Origin of the sequence: Pectobacterium peruviense (genome assembly GCF_003312355.2) — a bacterium.
Taxonomy (GTDB): Bacteria; Pseudomonadota; Gammaproteobacteria; order Enterobacterales; family Enterobacteriaceae; genus Pectobacterium; species Pectobacterium peruviense.
This window is the reverse complement of record NZ_CP161826.1, coordinates 2970282-2992606: the sequence shown is the minus strand read 5'-3', so window position 1 is coordinate 2992606 and position 22325 is coordinate 2970282. Positions and strand designations below refer to the sequence as shown.

General features: G+C 51.8%; 18 protein-coding genes. 10 read left to right on the top strand and 8 right to left on the bottom strand.

Features of this window, described 5'->3' with window-relative positions; translation table 11 throughout:
• Nucleotides 1-110: 110 nt before the first annotated feature.
• Entirely contained in the window at nt 111-1058 is a 948-nt protein-coding gene (locus tag DUT67_RS13560; RefSeq protein WP_048260992.1) for a LysR family transcriptional regulator, read from the top strand.
• 176 nt (nt 1059-1234) lie between these two features.
• Here DUT67_RS13560 and DUT67_RS13555 read toward each other — a convergent pair whose 3' ends face one another.
• Nucleotides 1235-1453, bottom strand: a complete 219-nt coding sequence (locus tag DUT67_RS13555) for a KTSC domain-containing protein (RefSeq protein ID WP_048260990.1) — start codon at nt 1451-1453, stop codon at nt 1235-1237.
• A gap of 486 nt (nt 1454-1939) precedes the next feature.
• Between DUT67_RS13555 and DUT67_RS13550 the strand changes: the two genes are divergently transcribed.
• The 3 genes from DUT67_RS13550 to DUT67_RS13540 all read left to right on the top strand — a co-directional run bounded on the left by DUT67_RS13550 (nt 1940) and on the right by DUT67_RS13540 (nt 4806).
• Nucleotides 1940-2320 (top strand): DUF2946 domain-containing protein, encoded by a 381-nt coding sequence (locus DUT67_RS13550; protein ID WP_368350142.1) that lies wholly within the window; start codon nt 1940-1942, stop codon nt 2318-2320.
• A gap of 108 nt (nt 2321-2428) precedes the next feature.
• Complete coding sequence (locus DUT67_RS13545; protein ID WP_113625666.1) at nt 2429-4438, top strand: TonB-dependent copper receptor; 2010 nt, start codon at nt 2429-2431, stop codon at nt 4436-4438.
• A 200-nt stretch (nt 4439-4638) separates the two neighbouring features.
• Entirely contained in the window at nt 4639-4806 is a 168-nt protein-coding gene (locus DUT67_RS13540) for a YqaE/Pmp3 family membrane protein (RefSeq protein WP_010280855.1), read from the top strand.
• 90 nt (nt 4807-4896) lie between these two features.
• Here the strand turns inward: DUT67_RS13540 and DUT67_RS13535 are convergent, their stop codons facing one another.
• Entirely contained in the window at nt 4897-6318 is a 1422-nt protein-coding gene (locus DUT67_RS13535) for a DASS family sodium-coupled anion symporter (protein WP_048260987.1), read from the bottom strand.
• Between the two features lie 146 nt (nt 6319-6464).
• Nucleotides 6465-7814: an adenylosuccinate lyase family protein gene (locus tag DUT67_RS13530; protein ID WP_113631694.1), complete on the bottom strand. Its 1350-nt coding sequence runs from the start codon at nt 7812-7814 to the stop codon at nt 6465-6467.
• Between the two features lie 226 nt (nt 7815-8040).
• Here DUT67_RS13530 and DUT67_RS13525 point away from each other — a divergent pair, with 226 nt between their 5' ends.
• On the top strand, nt 8041-8781 hold the full coding sequence (locus tag DUT67_RS13525) for a GntR family transcriptional regulator (protein WP_113625668.1): 741 nt from the start codon (nt 8041-8043) through the stop codon (nt 8779-8781).
• Nucleotides 8782-8853: 72 nt separating this feature from the next.
• On the opposite strand, the gene DUT67_RS13520 is transcribed toward DUT67_RS13525, so the two are convergent.
• Complete coding sequence (locus DUT67_RS13520) at nt 8854-10326, bottom strand: sensor domain-containing diguanylate cyclase (RefSeq protein ID WP_113625669.1); 1473 nt, start codon at nt 10324-10326, stop codon at nt 8854-8856.
• A gap of 275 nt (nt 10327-10601) precedes the next feature.
• On the opposite strand from DUT67_RS13520, the gene DUT67_RS13515 reads away from it, so the two are divergent.
• Nucleotides 10602-11525 carry a lipid kinase gene (locus DUT67_RS13515; RefSeq protein WP_113625670.1) on the top strand — a complete coding sequence of 308 codons (924 nt, stop codon included), beginning with the start codon at nt 10602-10604 and terminating at the stop codon, nt 11523-11525.
• Between the two features lie 63 nt (nt 11526-11588).
• On the opposite strand, the gene DUT67_RS13510 is transcribed toward DUT67_RS13515, so the two are convergent.
• The 3 genes from DUT67_RS13510 to moeA all read right to left on the bottom strand — a co-directional run bounded on the left by DUT67_RS13510 (nt 11589) and on the right by moeA (nt 14285).
• Nucleotides 11589-12188, bottom strand: coding sequence for a nitroreductase family protein (locus DUT67_RS13510; protein WP_113625671.1), 600 nt, complete (start codon nt 12186-12188; stop codon nt 11589-11591).
• 106 nt (nt 12189-12294) lie between these two features.
• Complete coding sequence (gene moeB / locus DUT67_RS13505; RefSeq protein WP_113625672.1) at nt 12295-13047, bottom strand: molybdopterin-synthase adenylyltransferase MoeB; 753 nt, start codon at nt 13045-13047, stop codon at nt 12295-12297.
• Between the two features lie 2 nt (nt 13048-13049).
• On the bottom strand, nt 13050-14285 hold the full coding sequence (gene moeA / locus DUT67_RS13500; protein ID WP_113625673.1) for a molybdopterin molybdotransferase MoeA: 1236 nt from the start codon (nt 14283-14285) through the stop codon (nt 13050-13052).
• Between the two features lie 767 nt (nt 14286-15052).
• On the opposite strand from moeA, the gene DUT67_RS13495 reads away from it, so the two are divergent.
• The 4 genes from DUT67_RS13495 (at nt 15053) to gsiD (ending at nt 20469) form a co-directional block, all read left to right on the top strand.
• Complete coding sequence (locus tag DUT67_RS13495; protein ID WP_113625675.1) at nt 15053-16954, top strand: dipeptide ABC transporter ATP-binding protein; 1902 nt, start codon at nt 15053-15055, stop codon at nt 16952-16954.
• Between the two features lie 25 nt (nt 16955-16979).
• Nucleotides 16980-18524 (top strand): glutathione ABC transporter substrate-binding protein GsiB, encoded by a 1545-nt coding sequence (gene gsiB, locus DUT67_RS13490; protein ID WP_189339467.1) that lies wholly within the window; start codon nt 16980-16982, stop codon nt 18522-18524.
• 109 nt (nt 18525-18633) lie between these two features.
• Nucleotides 18634-19554, top strand: coding sequence for a glutathione ABC transporter permease GsiC (gsiC, locus tag DUT67_RS13485; protein WP_113631693.1), 921 nt, complete (start codon nt 18634-18636; stop codon nt 19552-19554).
• Nucleotides 19555-19563: 9 nt separating this feature from the next.
• Nucleotides 19564-20469: a glutathione ABC transporter permease GsiD gene (gene gsiD / locus DUT67_RS13480; protein ID WP_113631692.1), complete on the top strand. Its 906-nt coding sequence runs from the start codon at nt 19564-19566 to the stop codon at nt 20467-20469.
• Nucleotides 20470-20524: 55 nt separating this feature from the next.
• Here the strand turns inward: gsiD and DUT67_RS13475 are convergent, their stop codons facing one another.
• Nucleotides 20525-22222 (bottom strand): NAD-dependent malic enzyme, encoded by a 1698-nt coding sequence (locus DUT67_RS13475; protein WP_113625678.1) that lies wholly within the window; start codon nt 22220-22222, stop codon nt 20525-20527.
• Nucleotides 22223-22325: the final 103 nt, after the last annotated feature.

Genomic DNA, 22325 nt, shown 5'->3' with positions numbered 1-22325 from the left:
CTTTATCTCTTGTCTGGATAGTAAAACTCGGACTATAGTTGCAAAAATCGGATGAATAAATACGAAGTAATGCAAACTAACGTTGCATATTTCGAACAATATGAGGGTTTATGGATCGCTTTGTTGCCATGCAGGTATTTGTTGATGTGGTTGAGTTAGGAAGTCTCACTGCCGCAGCGAACAAACTGGATATCTCGCGGGCCATGGCTACGCGCTATATCGCATCATTGGAAAAATCATTTGGCGTCCGGTTATTGCATCGTTCCAGTCGCAGTTTGGGGCTGACCAGTGCTGGGAGCGAGATTTTGTCGTATTGCCGACAAATTTTAGCTCTGAATGATGATATTAGTGCGGCCCTTGAGAGTAAGAGCCAGGAGCCTAACGGCCTGATTCGGGTTGCAAGCAGTATCTCATTTGGTCAATCCTATCTGGCCGATGCGATGAGGCGCTATGCTTCCCAATATCCCAAAGTTGCTGTCGAAATGGTGTTGAAGGATGCATCAATGAATCTGGTGGAACAGCGGATTGATCTGGCTATTCATGTGGGTGACAAGCTCGATCCGAGTGTGATTTCACGCCAGCTGACCCGATGTGCTTCTGTCGTTTGTGCCACGCCCGATTATTTGGCACGTAATGGAATGCCCCAGCGGCCAGACGATCTCAGGCAGCACAACTGCTTGTACCACACGCGTTTTGGCAATGTCTGGCGTTTTCAGAGTCCATCGGCTAACGGTGAGAATCTGGCGATGGATGAAGTCGATGTCACGGGTAACTTTGCTGCGAATGATAGTATGGTGCTTTTGCATACCGCGCTTGCGGGCGGGGGAATCGTTCATTTACCCGCTTTTACGACAGCTCCTTATCTTCGCACCGGCGCACTGGTTCGCATTTTGGCGGACTATTTATTACCGGAGCTGGGCGTCTATGCGTTATACAGTTCACGTAAATATTTACCGACCAGTACACGAACCTTACTGGATTTTTTGCTTAATGATTTAGCAAACGACAACGTTGATGACGCTAAGAGGCCATCCGTGTCTCGATCACTGACGGCCTGATATATGGCGTTAGAATAGGCACTGATGGGCTACAGGCCTATATTCAAAGCTTTAGTTGAGAGGTTGGAAGACGGGGTTGAGGATGAAATGGCAGATTGGTGTGGTAGAAAACCACTCTTTTAACCGCCGTTAAGAGACGGCGATAAATAGCAAAACGGCTGTTACTGAATTTTTATCTATTTGTTTTTTCGACATAAAAACTTATCTTTTATCACGCCATCAAAGAAACGGCCTTTAGAGACGACAGCGTCAGAAATAAACTTTTTGTAGATGGATTCAGGCACGCCAACATATTGATAGATATCTTTGTTATGAAACGCTATCTCGAGGGTGTGTGTTTGTGGGTCATACCCAATGGAATCAATTCGTGACGATGAAACCTGCAGTCGCTGCAATGCTTGTTCCTCCCTTGTGTAAAATAAGTTCAAAGTATAAAAAATTTACTGCATGACGCCTTGTCGACGATCATGCTTATTTATGGTTCATCGCGGGTTAGCGTGAAAAAATAGAAAACGGTAGTAAGCATGTTTAGGCGTGTATTCGCCAAAAACACACCCTAATCTCCAGACTGCTGCCATGAATGCTAACCTGACTTCATGTTTCTGGAAAGCGTTTGATGTTGAGGCCCACACTAAAATTGCCCCACATACACGCTTAATTATGCCCCAGCCAGTGAGTCAGTGGCGATGGGCATGAATATCGCGCTCGTTTGGTATACAAATAACGATGTTGCCTCGTGAGCGGCTTCGCGTAATTCTGAGCCAAATGAGACAATTCTGCGGCGAGTGCGATACACTTCGACCATCTTATCAATAGGGTACGTTAGCGAATTATTTGGCGTGAGCATTAAACGAGTAGCAGCCTGCCTAGCCATTTTTTCTATGATGATGCTGTTTATTGCCCCCTTGATTTCAAAATCACTGGTGCAGCTATCGGCCTGTCAGGTATCCGCCCATCACATGCCTGCTGCGTCTCAGCATCACCATGGCGTAGATGATCATGAGACATGTCATCGCGGCAGTACGCCGCATAATCTGATGATGTCCAGCGTCGGTCTTTCGCCGATGGAGGACATTGCCTGCGGATACTGCCAGCTTCTTGTGCATTTACCGTTCATTCTTTCGGTCATATTGCCATTGCTCTGGTTGCTATTATCCGCACACCGGCCGACGTATTCCCCTAATTTTGTTTGCCCAACGTTATTCCGACCCTATTGCCCACAGCGTGCCCGTGCGCCTCCCGCGACGGTTTCTTTGCTTTGAATCCTTTTAATTAACGACATCCGTCGGCGTACTTCCTATGGTCGGGCGATCCCTCCATAGGCGTTCTGCCGCATGTTGTTATGGCATAAGAAACCGTAAGGCAACACAATGAAAAAAATTGAATTTGTATACACGCCCGCCGCTTCTCTGGTGCTGGTGGCGCTATCCTCTTTACCCGTGATGGCCCAAAGCGATCACGATCATTCCGCTTCTCACGCTATGCTGAATGATGATGCCGTGATGGTGGTGACTGCCCCCGATACTTCTCCTCTTACGCTGGTGACCTCGCCGAAAACCCCGCGACAGCCTGTCCCGGCCAGCGATGGCTCGGATTATCTGAAAACCATTCCCGGGTTCTCGCAAATACGCAACGGTGGAACGAATGGCGATCCCGTTTTCCGGGGCATGTTTGGATCGAGGCTGCGTATTCTTTCCAATAATGGTGAGATGTTGGGCGCTTGTCCGTCACGTATGGATGCACCGAGCTCGTACATCTCGCCCGAAAGTTATGACCTGTTAACCTTTACTAAAGGGCCGCAGACCGTACTTTGGGGGGCGGGAAACTCAGCGGGAACCGTGCGATTTGAGCGGACGCCGCCGCGTTTTGATAAGCCGGGAATACAGGGCAATGCCAGTGTGCTGGCGGCGTCAAACGATCGTCATGATGAAAATGCTGATGTCAGATTCGGGAGTGAAGAGGGCTATGTTCGACTCATTGGTAATAAATCACAGTCGGGCGATTACAAAGAGGGTGATGGAAAACGCGTGGCATCAAAGTGGGATAAATGGAATGCGGATGTGGCGCTCGGCTGGACTCCAGACAGCGACACACTGTTGGAGCTGACCGCAGGCAAAGGGGATGGAGAAGCGCGCTACGCTGGGCGTGGCATGGATGGTTCGCAATTTAAGCGTGAGAGTTTGGGCCTGCGTGCCGAGAAATCCAATATAGGGAACGTATTCGATAAGCTTGAGGCGAGTGTGTATTACAACTATGCCGATCACGTTATGGATAATTACACGCTGCGCTCACCGGGTGGTATGGGGATGATGAGCATGCCAATGGCCAGTCAACTGGATAGAAAAACGGTTGGCGGACGGATGATGGCAACGTGGATATGGTCCGATTATGAGCTGAAAAGCGGGGCGGACATGCAGACGAATACGCATCGCCGTTGGAGAAATGATGGCTGGAAGAAAGATGCGCAATTTAACACCTATGGTGTCTTCAGCGAACTTACCTGGCAGGCCTCAGGGCAGAGTAAGGTCATAGGGGGAACGCGTATTGATAAAACCAAGGTCGAGAATGACACGGGCACTGGCGTGAGCGAACGGCACGATACGTTACCAGCAGGTTTTATCCGCGTGGAGCATACGCTGGCCGATAGCCCAGTAATGCTGTACGCAGGCGTTGGCTACACCGAGCGCTTTCCTGATTATTGGGAGCTTTTCTCGCCAACCTATGGGCCGGGCAGAACGCAGAGTGCGTTCGATCATGTTAAAACCGAGAAAACAACCCAGCTTGATATTGGCGCGCAGTACAGCGGCGAACGTCTGAGCAGTTGGGTCTCTGCCTATGCGGGACGGGTTAATGACTTTATCCTGTTCCGCTATGATCCGATGAATGCCAGGAGCAGCGAGGCGGATAATGTTAATGCGACCATCATGGGAGGCGAAACGGGATTCAGCTATAAATTAACGGATAGCTGGAAAACGGACGCCAGTCTGGCGTATTCCTGGGCGAAGAATACGGATGACCATCGGCCGCTGCCGCAAATTCCTCCGCTGGAAGCGCGCTTGGGATTATCGTGGGAAAAAGGTAACTGGAGTAGCACGGGTTTGCTGCGTCTGGTGAGTCAGCAAAATAGGGTGGCGATTAGCGAAGGTAACGTTGTCGGAAAAGACTTTGATAATAGCCCCGGCTTTGCGATTTTCTCGGCTAATGCGGCGTATCGTGTTAACCAATACGTCAAACTGAGTACGGGTGTCGATAACTTGTTTAACACCACTTACAGTGAACATCTCAACCTTGCAGGTAATAGCAGTTTCGGTTATTCAGCCAACACATCCGTAAACGAGCCGGGTAGAACCTACTGGGCGAAGGTGAATGTTACCTTCTAATTTAACGTTTTAACGTATGGATAAACCGCACTGTGGCCATTTTTTGACGGATTACAGTGCGGTTTTGGGAGTGATACGCTGCGTGAAACTCGCACTTTCATTTTATCTGCGAAGATTAGTCTCAATTATTTCGATGAAGGCTGACAAATCCCGAGTGCTGAACTATTTTCATAAGTAATTATCACGTTACGGAGGTTGATATGGGATTTTGGCGCATTGTACTGACTATTCTTTTACCACCGTTGGGCGTGTTATTGGGAAAAGGGATTGGTGGGGCGTTCATTCTGAATATTATTCTGACGCTGTTGGGTTATTTTCCCGGTTTGGTGCATGCGTTTTGGGTGCAGACAAAAGACGATGGAATTTAATGGCTGAAAAAGCTGAACGACGGTCATGACGAAATAATGGGGAGGCAACATGCCTCCCCATTATATTTTGCGAACGTGCGGGACAGGCGATTAATAATAGCCAATCAGTTTCCACCACACTAAGCCGACGATAAAAATCAGGGCGACGTTAAACGTGACGATGCAGAAATTAATTTTATAGAAACGGTGGCGTTCAAAATAGCCCTGAGCAAAGTAGATAGGGCCAGGGCCACCGCCGTATTCGGTATTTCCCCACATCAGGTTGCTAAAAATCCCAAAACAGATGGCGACCATCATGGGCGGCGCGCCTGCGGCTATGGCGGTGGCGGCGAAGGGCGCATAAAGCGCAGCGACGTGTCCAGAGGCGGTAGCAAATAGATAATGCACGTAGATATAGAGGATGCCGAGAATAACGAAGGTTTCCATCGCGCCGAAACCCTGGATGGAATTTCCCAGCTTAACGGTCATCCACTTAATAAAACCAAGGTCAGACAACCCTGCTGCGAGGCTGATAATGACGCTGAACCAGATGACTGTATCCCAGGCTGCGCGATCGCTGAGGACGTCTTTCCACTGGACGGCCTGAGTGACGAACAGATAGGCAACTAACGCCAGCCCGACGGACGTGGCAGAGAAACCGGTGATCAGGCTGGTGCCCCAGCCGAGCAGCGCGAGTACAAAGCCAAACGCCACTTTTTTCTCTGCCGATTTCATATTCCCCAATTCCGCCAGTGATCGGCGTCCCATCTCCTTCGCTTCTGGTGTTTTTTTCAATTCCGGGTTCAAAATTTTATAAACCAGCAGCGGCATGAGACAGAAGCAGCACATTGCTGGTACGACAGCCGCAATAAACCAGCCGCCCCAGGTAATATCCACGCCTAATGAGGTTTTTGCCAGACTGCCAACGAGCGGGTTGGCCGCCATGCCAGTGAGGAAAATCGCGCCAGTGATCGGCGTAAACTGAAAGCAGACCATGATCAGAAAATCCCCGATCTTTTTACCGCTAACACCGGGTGTTGAGCCTAATACTTCATTAATTGAACGTGCGATGGGAAAGATAATTCCGCCCGAACGTGCGGTGACGGATGGCATAGCGGGTGCCATGATTAGGTCGGATACGCCCAGTGAATAAGCGATCCCCAGGCTGCTTCCGCCGAATAGTGACAGCATTTTGTAGGCGATGCGTTTTCCCAGCCCGGATGTGACAAAGCCCAGAGAGAGGATATAGGCACAAAAGATGAGCCAGACGGTGCCGCTGGAAAAACCGGCCAGCGCTTTAGCTTCTGTTAATGTTCCCGTGAAAATGGTGATGCAAAGGACAAGCAGCATAATCGCGCCCGACGGCAGAGGCTGCGTCAATATTGCTGCGATAGTGGCGGCAAAAATCGCGAACATATGCCATGCCTGTGGCGTAAGGCCATCAGGAACCGGAGAAAACCAGATAATCAGGCCCAGCAGGAGAGGAATAATAACTGCGACTATTTTTTTCTTGGTGGATGATTCGGATGACATAGCGTCTCCTTAATCGTGCAATCAATGGTTATCCGCTATCGTTCCCGGCAAAAGAGAGCCTGCCCAGACGCGTTATTATCTTGCGTCTGGGGAATATCGATTTCAGTCTGAGAATTAGGGAGATACTGGATAATTACCGGTGATGACTACTTTCTTTCCATTTTATTTACTACCTGGTCAACCATTTCAGGGGCGCTCCCCAAATAGTTGACGGGGTTGGCCAGGTCTTCGATTAATTTGGGATCGAGTCGGCTTGCGACGCTTGGCATAGCATTGAGAACATCGGCCAGCGTGCCGCCTTTCTCATTTACGATACGGCAGGCATCGTAGACGATGTCATGCGCTTCCTGACGACCAATATACGGTGCCAGCCCCATCATCACGGCTTCTGCCACAATAAGGCCGTTGGTCATATTGAGGTTTTTCAGCATCATCTTCTCATCAACAATGAGGCCGTCTAGCATGAACTTGGCTTGATGAAGTGCGCCTGCGGAGAGAATGAAACTTTCCGGGATGGCGATCCACTCCGCATGCCAGGGGCCCGTGGCGCGTTCCAGATCTTGCACCATCGCATCCAGCATTAACCCAGCCTGTTGACGAACGCCTTTGGAACAGGCCAGCATCAGTTCGCTGGAAATAGGGTTACGCTTTTGCGGCATGGTGCTGCTGGCTCCACGGCCTTTGACAAACGGCTCATACAGTTCGCCGAATTCGTTGGAGGCCATCAGCATCACGTCATAGCCAATTTTCCCTAACGAACCGGTGATGACCGCCAGCAGGTTGACGGCTTCGGCAAACCCATCACGAGCCACATGCCACGTTGAGGTCGGTACACCCAGACCCAGTTCGGCCATCAGTGCTTTTTGCACCGCGAGTCCTTTGTCACCCAATGAGGCCAATGTCCCTGCGGCTCCCGCGAACTCACCCACCAGCACGCGAGGGCGCAGTTGGGCAAGGCGCTCGGCATGGCGGTCGAACATATCTAGCCAGATGGCCGCTTTGTAGCCGAACGTAATCGGTAGTGCCTGTTGTAAATGGGTTCGCCCAGCCATTGGCGTATTACGGTAACGCACGGCCAATCCGGCCAAAATAGAACGCAGCGCCTCGATATCTGCGTCAATTAACGCGAATGCATCACGGATTTGCAGCACTACGGCGGTATCCATAATGTCTTGGGTCGTTGCGCCCCAGTGGACATAACCGCCAGATTGACCGGCCTGTTTGGAAATCTGGTGTACCAGCGGCAGGATAGGGTAGCCCACAATTTCTGTTTCGTGGCGCAGCAGCTCAAAATCGAGCGTGTCGGCGTTACAGCTGGTAGTGATTTCTGCGGCAGCCTTTTCTGGAATCACACCACAACGCGCCTGCGCATTGGCCAGTGCGATCTCTACTTCTACATATTTACGGATGAGTTCTCGGTCATCGAAGATCGCCCGCATTTCCGGGGTACCAAATGAATCACGGAATAGAACTGAATCAAGCACATTCGAAGCCATAACGCCTCCTGAAGCGGATGTATTGGTGATAAGATGCAGACCATATCCGCGATAAGATGAAGCGTGCTTACCTTGATGAGCGGCATGGACTGGGAAATTAAATATCCGTACATGTCTAAATGTCCGTACATGTTGTATTTATAACATCATGTCCGGACAAGTTAGGGAAGCAGTGAAATGTCATTTTGTGATGCAGGGCATCAATATTGATTAAGAGCGTGAGCCGATGAAAGAACCCTTGTATAAGCGCATTGCCCGTGAACTCAGCCAGAATATTACGCTGGGCCAGTACCCAGCTGGTTCGTTGATCCCCTCCGAGCTGGAGCTTTGTGAGCTGTATCAGGTTAGCCGCCACACTGTCAGGGAGGCGCTGCGCGATCTCACGGAAGCGGGTTTGCTATCCCGTCGCAAGGGCGTGGGTTCCGTTGTTGTCGATAATGATGAAAAGCGGGAACGTAACCATCCTCTGGCTAGCCTTGAGGATCTGTTTGTGTTGGCAAAAACCAACCTGCGCGTAGTGAAGAAGATTGATGAAGTCGTGGCGGATGTTGAGCTGGCAAAGATTATCGGCGGCAAGCCGGGCGATCGCTGGCTGCATATTGCCAGTATTCGTGAAGACAGCCAGAAAAAGGACTCCCCGATATGCTGGACTGATAGCTACGTTAGCCCGGATTATGCCAAGGTCAAAAGTCTGGTACGCAGCGATCCGTTTGCTTTGATTAGCGATTTAATTGAAAAGCATTATGGCGTGCAGGGGGAAGAAGTGCGTCAGACGATCTCTGCCGTTGGCGTTCCGGCCAAAATAGCGAAAACGCTGGGCGTTGACGTCGGTTACCCAGCATTAAAAATCGTACGCCATTATCTTGACCGCTCGGGAAACGTTTTTGAAACCACAGTATCGATCCATCCCGCAGACCGATATACCTGCTCCATTACGCTGAAGCGCCAAACGGGAAACCGAACGTAATCCGCTTAATACCTTATGCTCGCTTCCTGTCTACATGTGCCTGCATGCATAATGCAGGCACAACGTTTGTTGCTATTGCGCACGCACTACCTGATTGCGTCCCTGCTGTTTGGCCTGATAAAGCGCGATATCGGCGCGGTTTATCAGCATACTGAGCGTTTCTCCAGCCCGATATTCAGCAACGCCGCAGCTGACCGTTACCTGAATAATCCCTTCACGATAGGGAAGGTGCGCTATTTCAATACTCTGGCGTAGCGCTTCGGCGCGCTGTTGTGCGGCGTTGATGTCGCAATCGTCGAGCAGAATGACAAATTCTTCACCTCCCCAACGGCAGGATTGATCGCTGGAGCGAGTATTGGTCGACAAGATGGCGGAGACTTCTTGTAAAACCAGATCTCCGACGTTGTGACCATACCTGTCATTGATTTTCTTGAAGTGGTCAATATCAATGAGAAGAATGGAGAGCGACTTGTGCTGTAAGGCATTTCTCGTACCGAGCCGATGGAATAAGTAATCAAATGCCTGTCGGTTCATGAGGCCGGTTAATTTGTCGGTCGTGGCCATTTGTTCTAAACGGCGCTGATATCCACCAATGGTCAACCACAGTAGGAATAAGAAGAGAATGCTGACAAACGTGCTGATACCAAGATTTTTTAGCAGCGTGTCGAACAGCCGCTTTTCACTGGGATGGCTGGTTTGTTCTACCATCAAATACCAACCGAATTCAGGAATTAACCGAGTGTTAAGGAAAACATGATCCTCGTTTGATTGGTATTCATACGCACCGCCGGGAACGGTTAGGATCGTCGTGGCAATAGTGCCCAATCCCTGCTGTTGCTGAATCTTGAGGGGGCGGTTATACGTTTCTCCATGTAAGGTAATATTACCTTCTTTATCAATAAAATAGATTTTTCGGTTATAGCGTTGCTCATATTTCTCAATAAGGAGTTTAACGCGTTCAACTGGAATACCTACGCCGGTAATGCCGATAAAGTTGCCTTCATAGTCCACGACTTTGTGATTGATAAAAATATCAAGACGCGTGTGATTCTCAGGGTCGAACGAGATATCGATGGCATAAGGCATCTCGTCTGATAGCGTGCGGTGTTGGAAATACCACTGATCGTCTGGTGAATCTTCTGAGACGGTTTTCAGGATGCGCTGTGGATCGTAGTAGCGCTTGGTTTTATCCGAAATAAAGAAAGAAAATACGGTATCGAAGCGACGATCGATTTCTCGCAGGTAGCGGAACATAGCTTGCGGATCGTTTTCGTCCTTCAGCACCCAATCGCGTAGAAAGGTGTCGTGCGCCATCAGCGATGAAATAAAGATAGGTTTTAACAAGTCCTGCTGGATTTCAGAATAGACATTATCACTGGTCAGCGGCAGAGTATTTCCTTCGATTTCTTCTTCCAATGATTCTTTAGCCACTTCATAACTGGTCCAACTAATCACCAGAAAGGCGGCGAGCAGCATTGCGCCAAGTATTATGATTGCGCGTGTTTTGTCCAGCCAGCGTGAGTTATTGATGAATCCAGTCTGCAAAATAATATCCCCAGAGAATCATTGATGAAGTAGGTGAATAAGTCTCTGTTTTCACCTAAAAATTGTGGTGCAACATTTTACTGGACTGACTGCGTAACACTATTGGGTAAATGAATCGCTGACTCGTAGGATTCAGTATAGTGGTTACATTGTGGAAGTATTAGAGCAGATTGCCGGAACGTAATGTTTTGTATTGTACTGTGGGCTTTTTAAAGCTCCCTTGTCGGTTTGATTATCCGTATGGTTAGATTCAATCAAACAATAATGTTGGGTGGATGACCATGAGCCATTATTCAGCAGCGAAGGAATCGGGCCCAACAGCGCTTTTATTGATTAATAAGCATGCGCGAAATGGTGATTCCTCTGCTCGCGATGTGAAACAGTTATTACAGCAAAGCCAGATTACCCTCGTCGAACCTGATGAAAAAGAGACAGGCTCATACAGCGATATTATACGTGCCTATGCGGATCGGGTTGATTTCGTCATTGTCGGCGGTGGCGATGGCACGTTAAATTCAGCGGCTCCCGGTCTGGTCGATACCGGGTTGCCGCTGGGCGTGCTGCCATTAGGCACGGCAAATGACTTTGCCCGTACGGTGGGGATCCCCAGAGATATACGGCAGGCCGTTCAGATTATTATCAGCGGCCAGCGGCGAGCGGTTGATTTGGGGGACGTTAACGGGCATCTGTTCTTTAATGTCTCCAGCATTGGGTTTTCTGCGGCACTGGCGCGCGGATTGTCCGCTAAGTCCAAAAAGCGTTGGGGCACATTAGGTTATGCACTGGCGGCCTTTAAGCTGCTGAAACAAAGTCGTCCCTTCCGCGTTGAGATCGAGCATGACGGCATCAAAGAGCGGGTTAAAACCGTGCAGGTGTCGGTGGGGAATGGGCGTTTCTACGGCGGTGGCATGGCGGTCGCACAGAGTGCTGCGCCCGATGATGGTCAGTTGGATGTGTATAGTCTGGAAGTCTCCCACTGGTGGGAAATGGTGGCGTTGATCCCCTTTATCCGACGGGGGACGCACGGTCGCTGGCGCAAAGTCCGCGCTTTTTCCGCCAAACAGCTGACGCTGAGTACTTCAAGGCCACACGATATTAATGCGGACGGCGAGTTAATCGGCAAAACGCCAGCGGTGTTCGGGATCAGAGAAAAGGCGATTCAGGTTTTTGCGCCCCCGGTGCCTGGTGATAATGGATAGACCGCAAACAAATAGGGACACCGCATGGTGTCCCTATTTGTTCATAAAGAAGGATTCAGCGGATTATTTAAATACGCGGAAACGTTCTTCAAAGGCAATATAGGTTTTCTCACCAGCGGGTTGCTCAACGGAACCGAATGGCATTTGAGCACGCAGTTTCCAACTGGCAGGCAGATTCCACTGTGCTTTGACATCATTGTCGATCAGCGGGTTGTAGTGCTGGAGTGAGGCACCAATTTTTTCCTGCGCCAGCGTCGACCACACGGCGAACTGAGCGATACCCGTTGAGTGCTCTGACCAAACCGGGAAGTTATCGGCATAAAGTGCGAACTTTTCCTGTAGCGCTTCAATTACGCTCGTGTCTTCAAAGAACAGGACGGTTCCCGCGCCGGCGGCAAACGAAGCGAGTTTGCCTTCTGTCGGGGCAAAGGCGTCCGCAGGCACAATTTTCTTCAGTTGCTGTTTAACAATATCCCACAGCTTGTGGTGCTGCTCGCCGAACAGAATGACAACGCGGGAAGTTTGTGAATTAAAAGAGGAGGGGCTTTCATTAACAGCTTCGGTAATGAGCGCGGTAACCTGATCTTCTGATATCGGTAGTTTATTACCGATGGCATAGATTGAACGACGGGCCTTGATTGACTGCAAAAAAGCATTACTCATGGTGTGTTCCTCAGTTTACGTGATGACTTACCTTAATACTGTGTCACTGATGTTTGCCGTATTCAATGACTTATCGTGCCGGATACCAATCTTTCCACTTTCTGCTTTACCCGCCGCAGACGTCGCAGCGGGGATTTTTCGGCAGCGTAATTTCGCGAAATTGCAGCGTCATCGCATCGAACATCAGCAAACGACCAGTGGCCAGCTTGCCATAGCCCGTTAGCAGCTTAATGGCTTCCATCGCCTGCAAGCTTCCGATAGTCCCCACCAGCGGCGACATCACGCCCGCTTCTACGCAGGTCAGTGCATTGGCTCCGAACAGGCGGCTGAGACAATGGTAGCAAGGTTCATCGGGCTGATAGGTAAAGACGCTGATTTGGCCTTCCATCCGAATCGCTGCACCAGAGATCAACGGTTTTTTGAGCTGAAAGCCAATACGGTTCAGGCGATTACGGATAGCAACGTTGTCGGTACAGTCCAACACCGCATCGTGCTGGCTGACCAGCTCGCTCAATGCGTCGTCATCGAGATCGCCATCAACGGTATCAAGCGAAAGATGTGGGTTCATGTCGGATAACGTCAGACGCGCCGATTCGACTTTTGCCATCCCGATACGGTTATCGCGGTGCAGAACCTGACGTTGCAGGTTAGACAGAGAAACGGTATCAAAATCCAGCAGCGTCAAATGGCCGACGCCCGCCGCAGTCAGATACTGCACGGCGGCACAGCCCAGACCGCCCAGACCGACAATCAGCAGGCGTGAAGCCTTGAGCTTTTCCTGCCCGTCGAAATCAAAGCCGCGCAGTACAATCTGTCGATTGTAGCGCAGCATTTCTTCATCGCTCAGTTCCGGCAACATACTCAGTGTCCCAGCAGGGCGTTGAAGGGCTCGATTTCTACCCATTCACCGGCAGCGACGCGTCCACGATCCTGCTCAAGTACGATGAAACAGTTACCGAGGCTAAACGAGCTGAAAACGTGCGAACCCTGATGCCCGGTGGTTCTCACTTCCAGCTCTCCCTGCGCGTTGCGGCTGAAAATGCCACGCTGGAAATCGGTGCGACCCGGCGTCTTTTTCAGTGCGCTGGTGGTTTTGACGCGTACACGCGGCGGCTGGTGCCATTGCGTATAACCAGACAGGCGAGCCAGCAGCGGCTGAACCAGTTGGTAGAATGTCAGCGCAGCGGAAACCGGATTCCCCGGCAGGCCGCAGAACCAGGCGTGTTGTAGCTTGCCGAAGGCGAAGGGTTTACCGGGTTTAATCGCCAGTTTCCAGAAATGGATGTCACCCAGTTCATCCAGCATTTGCTTGGTGTAATCGGCTTCGCCAACGGAAACGCCGCCGCTGCTAATTACCAGATCGGCAAGCTGGTCAGCCTCATGGAATGCGGCACGCAGCGCGTCAGGATCATCTCGGATGATGCCCAGATCGTGCACCTCGCAGCCCAGTTGTTCCAGCATCAAACGCACGGCGAAGCGGTTGGTATCATAAATCTGACCGTCTTCGAGCGGCTCGCCGACGCATTGCAGTTCATCACCGGTTGAAAACACCGCGACTTTCAGACGGCGTACCACGTCAATCTGCGCAATCCCCAACGACGCTAGCAGCGGCAGTTCCGCTACGCCTAGCTTGCAACCGGCGGGCAGCACGCTGGCACCCGCCTGAATATCTTCTCCCGCCAGACGAATATTCTGGCCGGGTTTTACCTCATGAGGGAAACGGATGCCGTTCTCGCTGACTTCAGCCTGTTCCTGCATGATCACTGCGTCGGCGCCTGCGGGAATCGGCGCACCGGTCATGATGCGAATGCAGGTTCCGGCAGGCCATTCGGCAGTGAAAGGCGCGCCAGCGAAGGCTTTACCCGCCAGAGGCAGCGGTGCCGCAGCGGACAAATCGGCGCAGCGTACGGCATAGCCATCCATCGCGGAATTGGCAAAAGGCGGGACGTTAATCGGAGAGGCGATAGCATGGGCGGTGATCCGTCCTGCGGCGTCGAACAGGGATACGCGCTCTGTCTCGGTAAGGGAAGGAACCTGAGAAAACATATTTTCCAGAGCTTGTTCAAGAGTCAGTAAACCTGAGTTAACGCTTTCCATCTTCACTCCACCGTTTTTCATCAATACAAAATACAACGTGTTTCATTAACACTGCGTGTTTCATCAATACGACTGATTACATCAATAAGCATTGTGTTCCGCCGACGTGTCGTGCATGGGCGAAAATCGATTTCCTATGCCAGTATTAATTATGTCAGAGTTCGTAACGTGGGTGAATGTACGCAGGTCAAGGAATACGGCTTTTATACCCGTCATACTTCAAGTTGCATGTGCGTTGGCTGCGTTCAAATACTCGGCCCGTCGTGGGCCTCGCCCTGAAGGGCCGCTGCAAGCAGCGTTCAAATCTGCTCCCGGCAGATTTGTCACCCGAATCACTTACCGGAGTAAGCTCATCGGGATGCCTTCTCTTGCCGCGTTATTCGGCCTTATGGCCTCACCCCTTCGGGGTCAGCGCAAGCACTGTTCAAAAACGCCTTGCCGTTTTTGTCCTGAAACTCGAATTATTTAGGGTATAGCGCATGACTCGTCAGGCATCAAACGACAAGGATGGGGTGCGAAAGCGTCACTTTTTTCCCACAAGTCGAACTACTTCGGGCAAAGGTGTGTGCATCTGCGTGAGAGTTCACGCCTTACGGCGCGTCTATCTGGCGGTTAACTTAATGTTATAAAAAGAATTTTTCACTGTGTTGATTTCAGTTTCCGCTTTACATCATACCTTGCGCTAAATATAGTCGAAAACCGCTGATAATTTGTCCCTGATCGCGCTGCGCTGATTTTAGCCGCATTTATATGGAGATTCGCCGTTCATGTTGCCCACACAGGATCATTATTCCTCGTTGTCTTCCCCCGTCCCGGGGCTGATCTTGCCTGAAAAACGGGTGGTAGAGGTGCGCAACCTGAGTGTCTATTTCGAGCAGCAGGGGCAGCGGACGGACGCGGTACGTAATTTGACGTTCTCTGTCGATCGGGGGGAAACGCTGGCTATCGTCGGAGAGTCGGGATCGGGCAAGTCGGTCACGTCGCTGGCGCTGATGCGTTTGGTCGAACATGCAGGTGGGGTGATTCATCAGGGAGACATGCTATTCCGTCGCCGTGATGGGCAGGTGCTGGATCTTCGTGGTGCTCGCCAGCGGATGATGCGAACGTTGCGGGGGGCGGATCTGGCGATGATTTTCCAGGAACCGATGACATCACTGAATCCGGTTTTCCCTGTTGGTGAACAGATAGCCGAGTCGATTCGTTTGCATCAGAGAATGGACAGGCGTGCCGCGCGTGCAGAGACGTTGCGTATGCTGGATCTGGTCAGAATACCGGAAGCGCGCAACGTGCTGGATCGCTATCCCCACCAGCTTTCTGGCGGAATGCGCCAGCGGGTCATGATTGCGATGGCGCTGTCCTGCAAGCCGTCTCTGCTGATTGCTGATGAACCTACGACCGCCTTGGATGTCACCATTCAAGCGCAAATTCTGCAACTTATCCGTGTACTACAGCGTGAAATGGACATGGCCGTGATTTTCATCACCCATGACATGGGCGTGGTGGCGGAAGTGGCTGAGCGTGTATTGGTGATGCACCGAGGGGAAAGCGTCGAAGCGGCCAGCGTGGGGCAGATCTTTACTGCGCCGCAGCACCCCTATACGCAGGGGCTTTTAGCGGCGGTTCCGGCGTTAGGTTCGATGCGCGGACAACCGTTCCCAGCAAAATTCCCGCTACTGGATCAAAACACGGCACGCCTTGCGGACAACGTGCCACAGGATACCGTTCCCGTGGATGCCGCGCCGATCTTGCAAGTCAGCAATCTGGTGACGCGCTTTCCGATTCGCAGCGGATTACTGAACCGCGTGACCCGGCAGGTGCACGCGGTAGAAAAAGTGAGCTTCGATCTCTGGCCGGGCGAAACACTCTCGCTGGTTGGTGAATCGGGATGTGGCAAATCCACCACTGGCCGTGCATTGCTCCAACTGGTTGAAAGCCAGAAGGGCGACATTACCTTTAATGGTCAGCGGATCAATCAGTTGAAAGGCGCGGCGTTACAGCATCTGCGGCGCGACATTCAGCTCATTTTCCAGGATCCGTATGCCTCATTGGATCCCCGTTTGACGGTTGGATTCTCAATTATGGAACCGCTGTTGGTTCACAATATTTGTCGCCGACAGGAAGCGGAGAAACGCGTGGAATGGCTGTTGTCACGCGTAGGGTTGGAGCCTGAACACGCCCGACGCTATCCGCATGAGTTTTCTGGTGGGCAGCGCCAGCGCGTTTGCATCGCCAGAGCGCTGGCGCTGAATCCCAAAGTCGTCATTGCGGATGAGGCGGTATCCGCGCTGGACGTGTCGATTCAGGCACAAATCATCAATCTGATGCTAGAACTACAACGTGAGTTCGGCATCGCATTTTTGTTTATTTCACATGATATGGCGGTGGTCGAACGCATCAGTCATCGCGTGGCGGTGATGTACATGGGGCAGATTGTCGAGATCGGCCCGCGTCAAGACGTATTCGAACGACCCCGACACCCCTATACCCGCAAGCTGATGTCGGCCGTCCCAGTTGCTGACCCCTCACGCCGCCAGCGTGAGCAGGTATTGCTGGTTGATGAAATACCCAGCCCGATTCGGGCGATTGGCGATGAACCGACAACGGCACCTCTGGTTCAGGTTGGCGAGCGACACTTTGTGGCACACCACCCGATTGCCGGTGCTTATTGACAGGGATTCATAAGGAGAACGTAGCATGAGCGTAATGACAATACAGCGGCGCTGGTGGATGGCCGCAGGGGTAACCGCAGCAATGGTGGCATCACCTGCCTGGGCTGCCAAAGATGCAGTTATTGCCGTGGGTTCCACGTTTACCAGCTTGGATCCCTATGATGCCAATGACTCGTTATCGCAAACGGTGGCGAAATCATTCTATCAGGGGCTGTTTGGCTTCGATAAAGACATGAAGCTGATTAACGTGCTGGCGGACAGCTATGACGTCAGCCCAGATGGCCTGACGTACACCGTCAAATTACATCCCGGTGTTAAATTTCATGATGGATCGGCGTTTAACGCCGCTGCCGTCAAAGTGAATCTGGATCGCGCCAGTAATCCAGACAATCGCTTGAAGCGGTATAACCTGTTCAAGATGATCGAAAAAACTGAGGCCGTGGACGATCTGACGGTGAAAATCACGCTAAAGACGCCGTTTTCGGCATTTGTTAACAATCTAGCGCACCCAGCAGCAGTGATGATCTCGCCAGCGGCATTAACGCAATACGGCAAGGAGATTGGTTTCCATCCGGTAGGCACCGGCCCATATCGCTTTGTGGCCTGGAATCAGACCGATTTTGTCAAAGTTGAGAAATTCAGCGGCTACTGGAAGGCGGGGTTGCCTAAGCTAGACAGCATTACCTGGCGTCCGGTGGTGGATAACAATACGCGTGCAGCACTGCTGCAAACGGGTGAGGCGCAGTTTGCTTATCCGATACCGTTTGAGCAGGCCAAGGTACTAGAGAAGAATGACAAGCTGGCGCTGGTGGCGTCACCGTCGATTCTGCATCGCTACATCAGCATGAATGTCACGCAGAAACCGTTTGATAATCCGAAAGTCCGGCAGGCACTGAACTACGCGATTAACAAAGAGGCGCTGATTAAAGTGGCGTTCTCTGGCTATGCAACGCCAGCCGAAGGGCCACTGCCGAACAGCATCGATTATTCGGTAAAATATCATCCATGGCCTTACGATCCGGCCAAAGCGCGCGAGCTGCTGAAAGAAGCGGGCTACCCAGATGGTTTTACCACCACGCTTTGGTCGTCACATAACCACAGTACGGCGCAGAAAGTCTTGCAGTTTACGCAGCAACAGCTGGCACAGGTTGGCGTGAAAGTGCAGGTGACGGCGATGGATGCGGGGCAACGCGCGGCGGAAGTGGAAGGTAAAGGCGTTAAAGAAACGGGCGTTCGCCTGTTTTACACCGGCTGGTCGGCATCGACGGGCGAGGCAGATTGGGCGCTATCGCCGCTGTTTGCTACGGCCTCCTGGCCACCGGCACAGTTCAATACAGCGTTTTACAGCAACCCGCAGGTTGATGCGGATCTGGCTAATGCGCTGAAAACGACGGATCGAGCGGAAAAGCAAAAACTGTATAAGGATGCGCAGGATAAAATCTGGGCCGATGCGCCGTGGATTTTCCTTGCAACAGAGCGTTTAGTATCGGCTAACAGCAAGAAACTGACGGGTTTCTACGTCATGCCAGATACGTTATTCAGTTTTGAGGATGCCGATCTGACGGAATAATTCACTGCAAAAGAATGACCAGGGAGTCGGGTGGCCGTCAGGCTACCCGCTGTGGTCAACACGCGTCTACTTATAGGAGAGCCTGACACATGTATGTGGGAAACCGTTCATGCTGAATTATTTTATTAAACGGTTACTGGGGCTGATCCCCACGCTCCTGATTGTTATGGTGCTGGTGTTTCTGTTCGTTCATCTGCTGCCCGGCGATCCGGCGCGTTTGGCGGCTGGACGGGAAGCAGATGCTGCCGTGATCGAAATGGTACGGCAGGATTTGGGCTTGGATAAATCGCTGCCACACCAGTTCTGGCACTTCTTGACCCATATTCTGCAAGGGGATTTGGGGACATCGATGGTGTCGAAGCGGCCAGTCACGGAAGAGATAGCCATGCGTTTTATGCCAACGTTTTGGCTGACGGTTTGCAGCATGGCGTGGGCGGTGATTTTTGGCATGGCGATCGGCATCGTGTCCGCCGTGTGGCGTAACGGCTGGCCGGACAGGATCGGAATGACGTTGGCGGTATCTGGCCTCTCTTTCCCTGCGTTTGCGCTCGGCATGCTGTTAATGCAGATTTTTTCCGTTGAATTAGGCTGGCTGCCGACAGTGGGAGCGGATACCTGGCTGCACTACATCTTGCCTTCGCTGACGTTAGGTGCGGCTGTAGCGGCGGTGATGGCGCGTTTCACCCGTGCGTCGTTTGTTGATGTACTGCAGGAAGATTATATGCGTACTGCGCGGGCAAAAGGCGTGCGCGAATCGCTGGTTGTGCTGAAACACGGGCTGCGCAATGCGCTGATTCCAGTGGTCACCATGATGGGGCTGCAATTTGGCTTTTTGCTCGGTGGCTCCATCGTCGTGGAGAAGGTTTTCAACTGGCCGGGGCTCGGGCGGTTGCTGGTTGATGCGGTAGAGATGCGCGATTATCCGGTGATTCAGGCGGAAGTGCTGCTGTTTTCGCTGGAGTTTATTCTGATTAATTTGCTGGTCGACATGCTGTATGCCGCGATTAATCCAGCCATTCGTTATAAATAAGGAAAGGGAATGAGACACTGGCGACGTAAAGCTATGTTGGCGACGCTCCCTGTCATTAGGGATAAACCCGTTCGTACACCGTGGCGTGAATTCTGGCGGCGCTTTCTTCGGCAGCACGTCGCGGTGGCTGCTGGCCTGTTTGTGCTGCTGCTGATTGCCATTGCTTTTTGGGCACCGTATCTGATGCCCTACGATGCCGAGAACTATTTTGATTATGATCGACTCAATGAAGGCCCCTCGTCGGCACACTGGCTGGGCGTGGATTCATTAGGACGTGATATTTTCAGTCGGATCCTGATGGGGACGCGTATCTCGCTGGCGGCAGGCATTTTCTCGGTACTGGTGGGGATGATGATTGGCACAACACTGGGTCTGTTAGCGGGTTACTACGAAGGGTGGGCAGACCGAATCATCATGCGCATATGCGATGTGCTGTTTGCCTTTCCCGGCATTTTGCTAGCGATTGCCGTTGTGGCGATTATGGGCAGCGGGATGGCAAATGTGGTTGTTGCCGTTGCGATTTTCAGTATTCCGGCTTTCGCCCGTCTGGTACGAGGAAATACGCTGGTGCTGAAGCAGCTTACCTATATCGAATCTGCCCGCAGTATTGGTGCCAGCGACGGGACGATCCTCTTTCGGCATATTCTGCCCGGCTCGGTGTCTTCCATCGTGGTGTTTTTCTCGATGCGGATTGGAATGTCGATCATCACCGCTGCCAGCCTGTCATTTTTAGGACTGGGCGCGCAGCCACCAATGCCGGAGTGGGGTGCGATGTTGAACGAAGCGCGATCGGACATGGTGATTGCTCCACATGTCGCAATCTTCCCGAGTCTGGCGATCTTTCTGACGGTATTGGCGTTTAATCTATTGGGCGACGGTCTGCGCGATGCGCTCGACCCAAAATTGAAGAGCTAAATAAAAAAAGCGCGACAACGAGTGCCGCGCTTTTCAGCAGTAAAACCGTCAGCAATTAGAACGAGGTACGTTTATAGCTGCGGTACTGTGGTTGCCAGAAGTTATGGTCAATCGCCTTCTGCAATGCATCGGCAGAGGTGACGACGGCCACACCTTGCAGCTGAGCGGCTTTACCCACTTCCAGTGCGATACGCTTGGACACCTGCTGGATATCGGACAGATCCGGCAACAGAGCGCCTTCACCGTTATTCGCCAGAGGCGAGCAGTCAGCCAGAGCACGGCTGGCAGCCATCAACATACCGTCAGTGATACGGTTGGCCCCTGACGCCAGTACACCTAGCCCGATACCTGGGAAGATATAGGAGTTGTTGCACTGCGCGATAGGGAAGACTTTATCCTGATAGTGAACTGGAGAGAACGGGCTACCGGTCGCGACCAGCGCTGAGCCTTCTGTCCAGCGGATGATATCTTCTGGACGCGCTTCCACGCGAGATGTCGGGTTAGACAGCGGCATCACGATAGGGCGAGCGCAGTGTTTGTACATTTCACGGATGATTTCTTCCGTGAACAGACCCGGCTGGCCGGATACACCGATCATGATGGTCGGCTTGGCATTGCGTACCACTTCCAGCAGTGAAATCGCGTCGCTGTTACAATCCCAATCAACCAGCAGCTCACTTTTCTGCACCAGCTTGCTCTGGAAATCGAGCAGGTTCGGCAGTTTGTCCGTCAGCAGACCGAAACGGTCAACCATGAAGACGCGTGCACGTGCTTCTTCTTCGCTCAGTCCTTCTGACTTCATCTGCGCAATGATTTGTTCAGCGATACCACAGCCTGCGGAACCTGCACCCAGGAAGGCAACTGTTTGATCGCGTAACTGTGTACCTGCTGCGCGGCTGGCGGCAATCAGGCTACCGATAGCGACGGCCGCGGTGCCCTGAATGTCATCGTTAAAGCTACAGATTTCATCACGATAGCGATTCAGCAGCGGCGTGGCGTTTTTCTGCGCGAAGTCTTCAAACTGCAACAGCACATTCGGCCAGCGGCGCTTCACGGCCTGAATGAATTCGTCAACGAATGCATAGTATTCGTCGTCGGTGATACGCGGATGGCGCCAGCCCATATACAGCGGATCGTTCAGACGCTGCGGGTTGTTGGTGCCCACGTCCAGAACGACTGGCAGGGTGTAGGCTGGGCTGATGCCGCCACAGGCGGTGTACAGTGCCAGTTTACCGATCGGAATCCCCATACCGCCGATACCCTGGTCGCCCAGACCCAGAATACGCTCACCGTCGGTCACCACGATGACTTTCACGTTTTGTTTGGTGGCGTTTTGCAGCATATCGTCGATATGTGCGCGGTTAGGGTAGGAGATAAACAGGCCACGGGCGCGGCGATAGATATCAGAGAAGTGTTCACAGGCTTCGCCAACGGTCGGGGTGTAGATGATTGGCATCATCTCACTGAGGTGACCATCCAGCAGGCGGTAGAACAGTGTCTCGTTGGTATCCTGAATGTTGCGCAGGTATACGTGTTTTTCAATATCGTGTTTGAATTCCTGATACTGGCGCCAGGCGCGTTCTGCCTGTTCTTCGATAGTTTCAACGGCTTCTGGCAGCAGGCCTGCAAGGTTAAAATCAGCGCGTTCTTCTTCAGTAAATGCGCTGCCTTTATTCAGCAGGGGAAATTCGAGCAAGATCGGACCAGCATAGGGGATGTAGAGAGGACGTTTGCTTTCGTATTCTAATTCCATGACTTTTTACTCTTCGGGTAACAGAAAAGACACTCAGGTGTTGTCGATGAAAAACTGCTGAGGATCTTAAATTACCCAGAGAATATGTACAGAAAATGTTAAT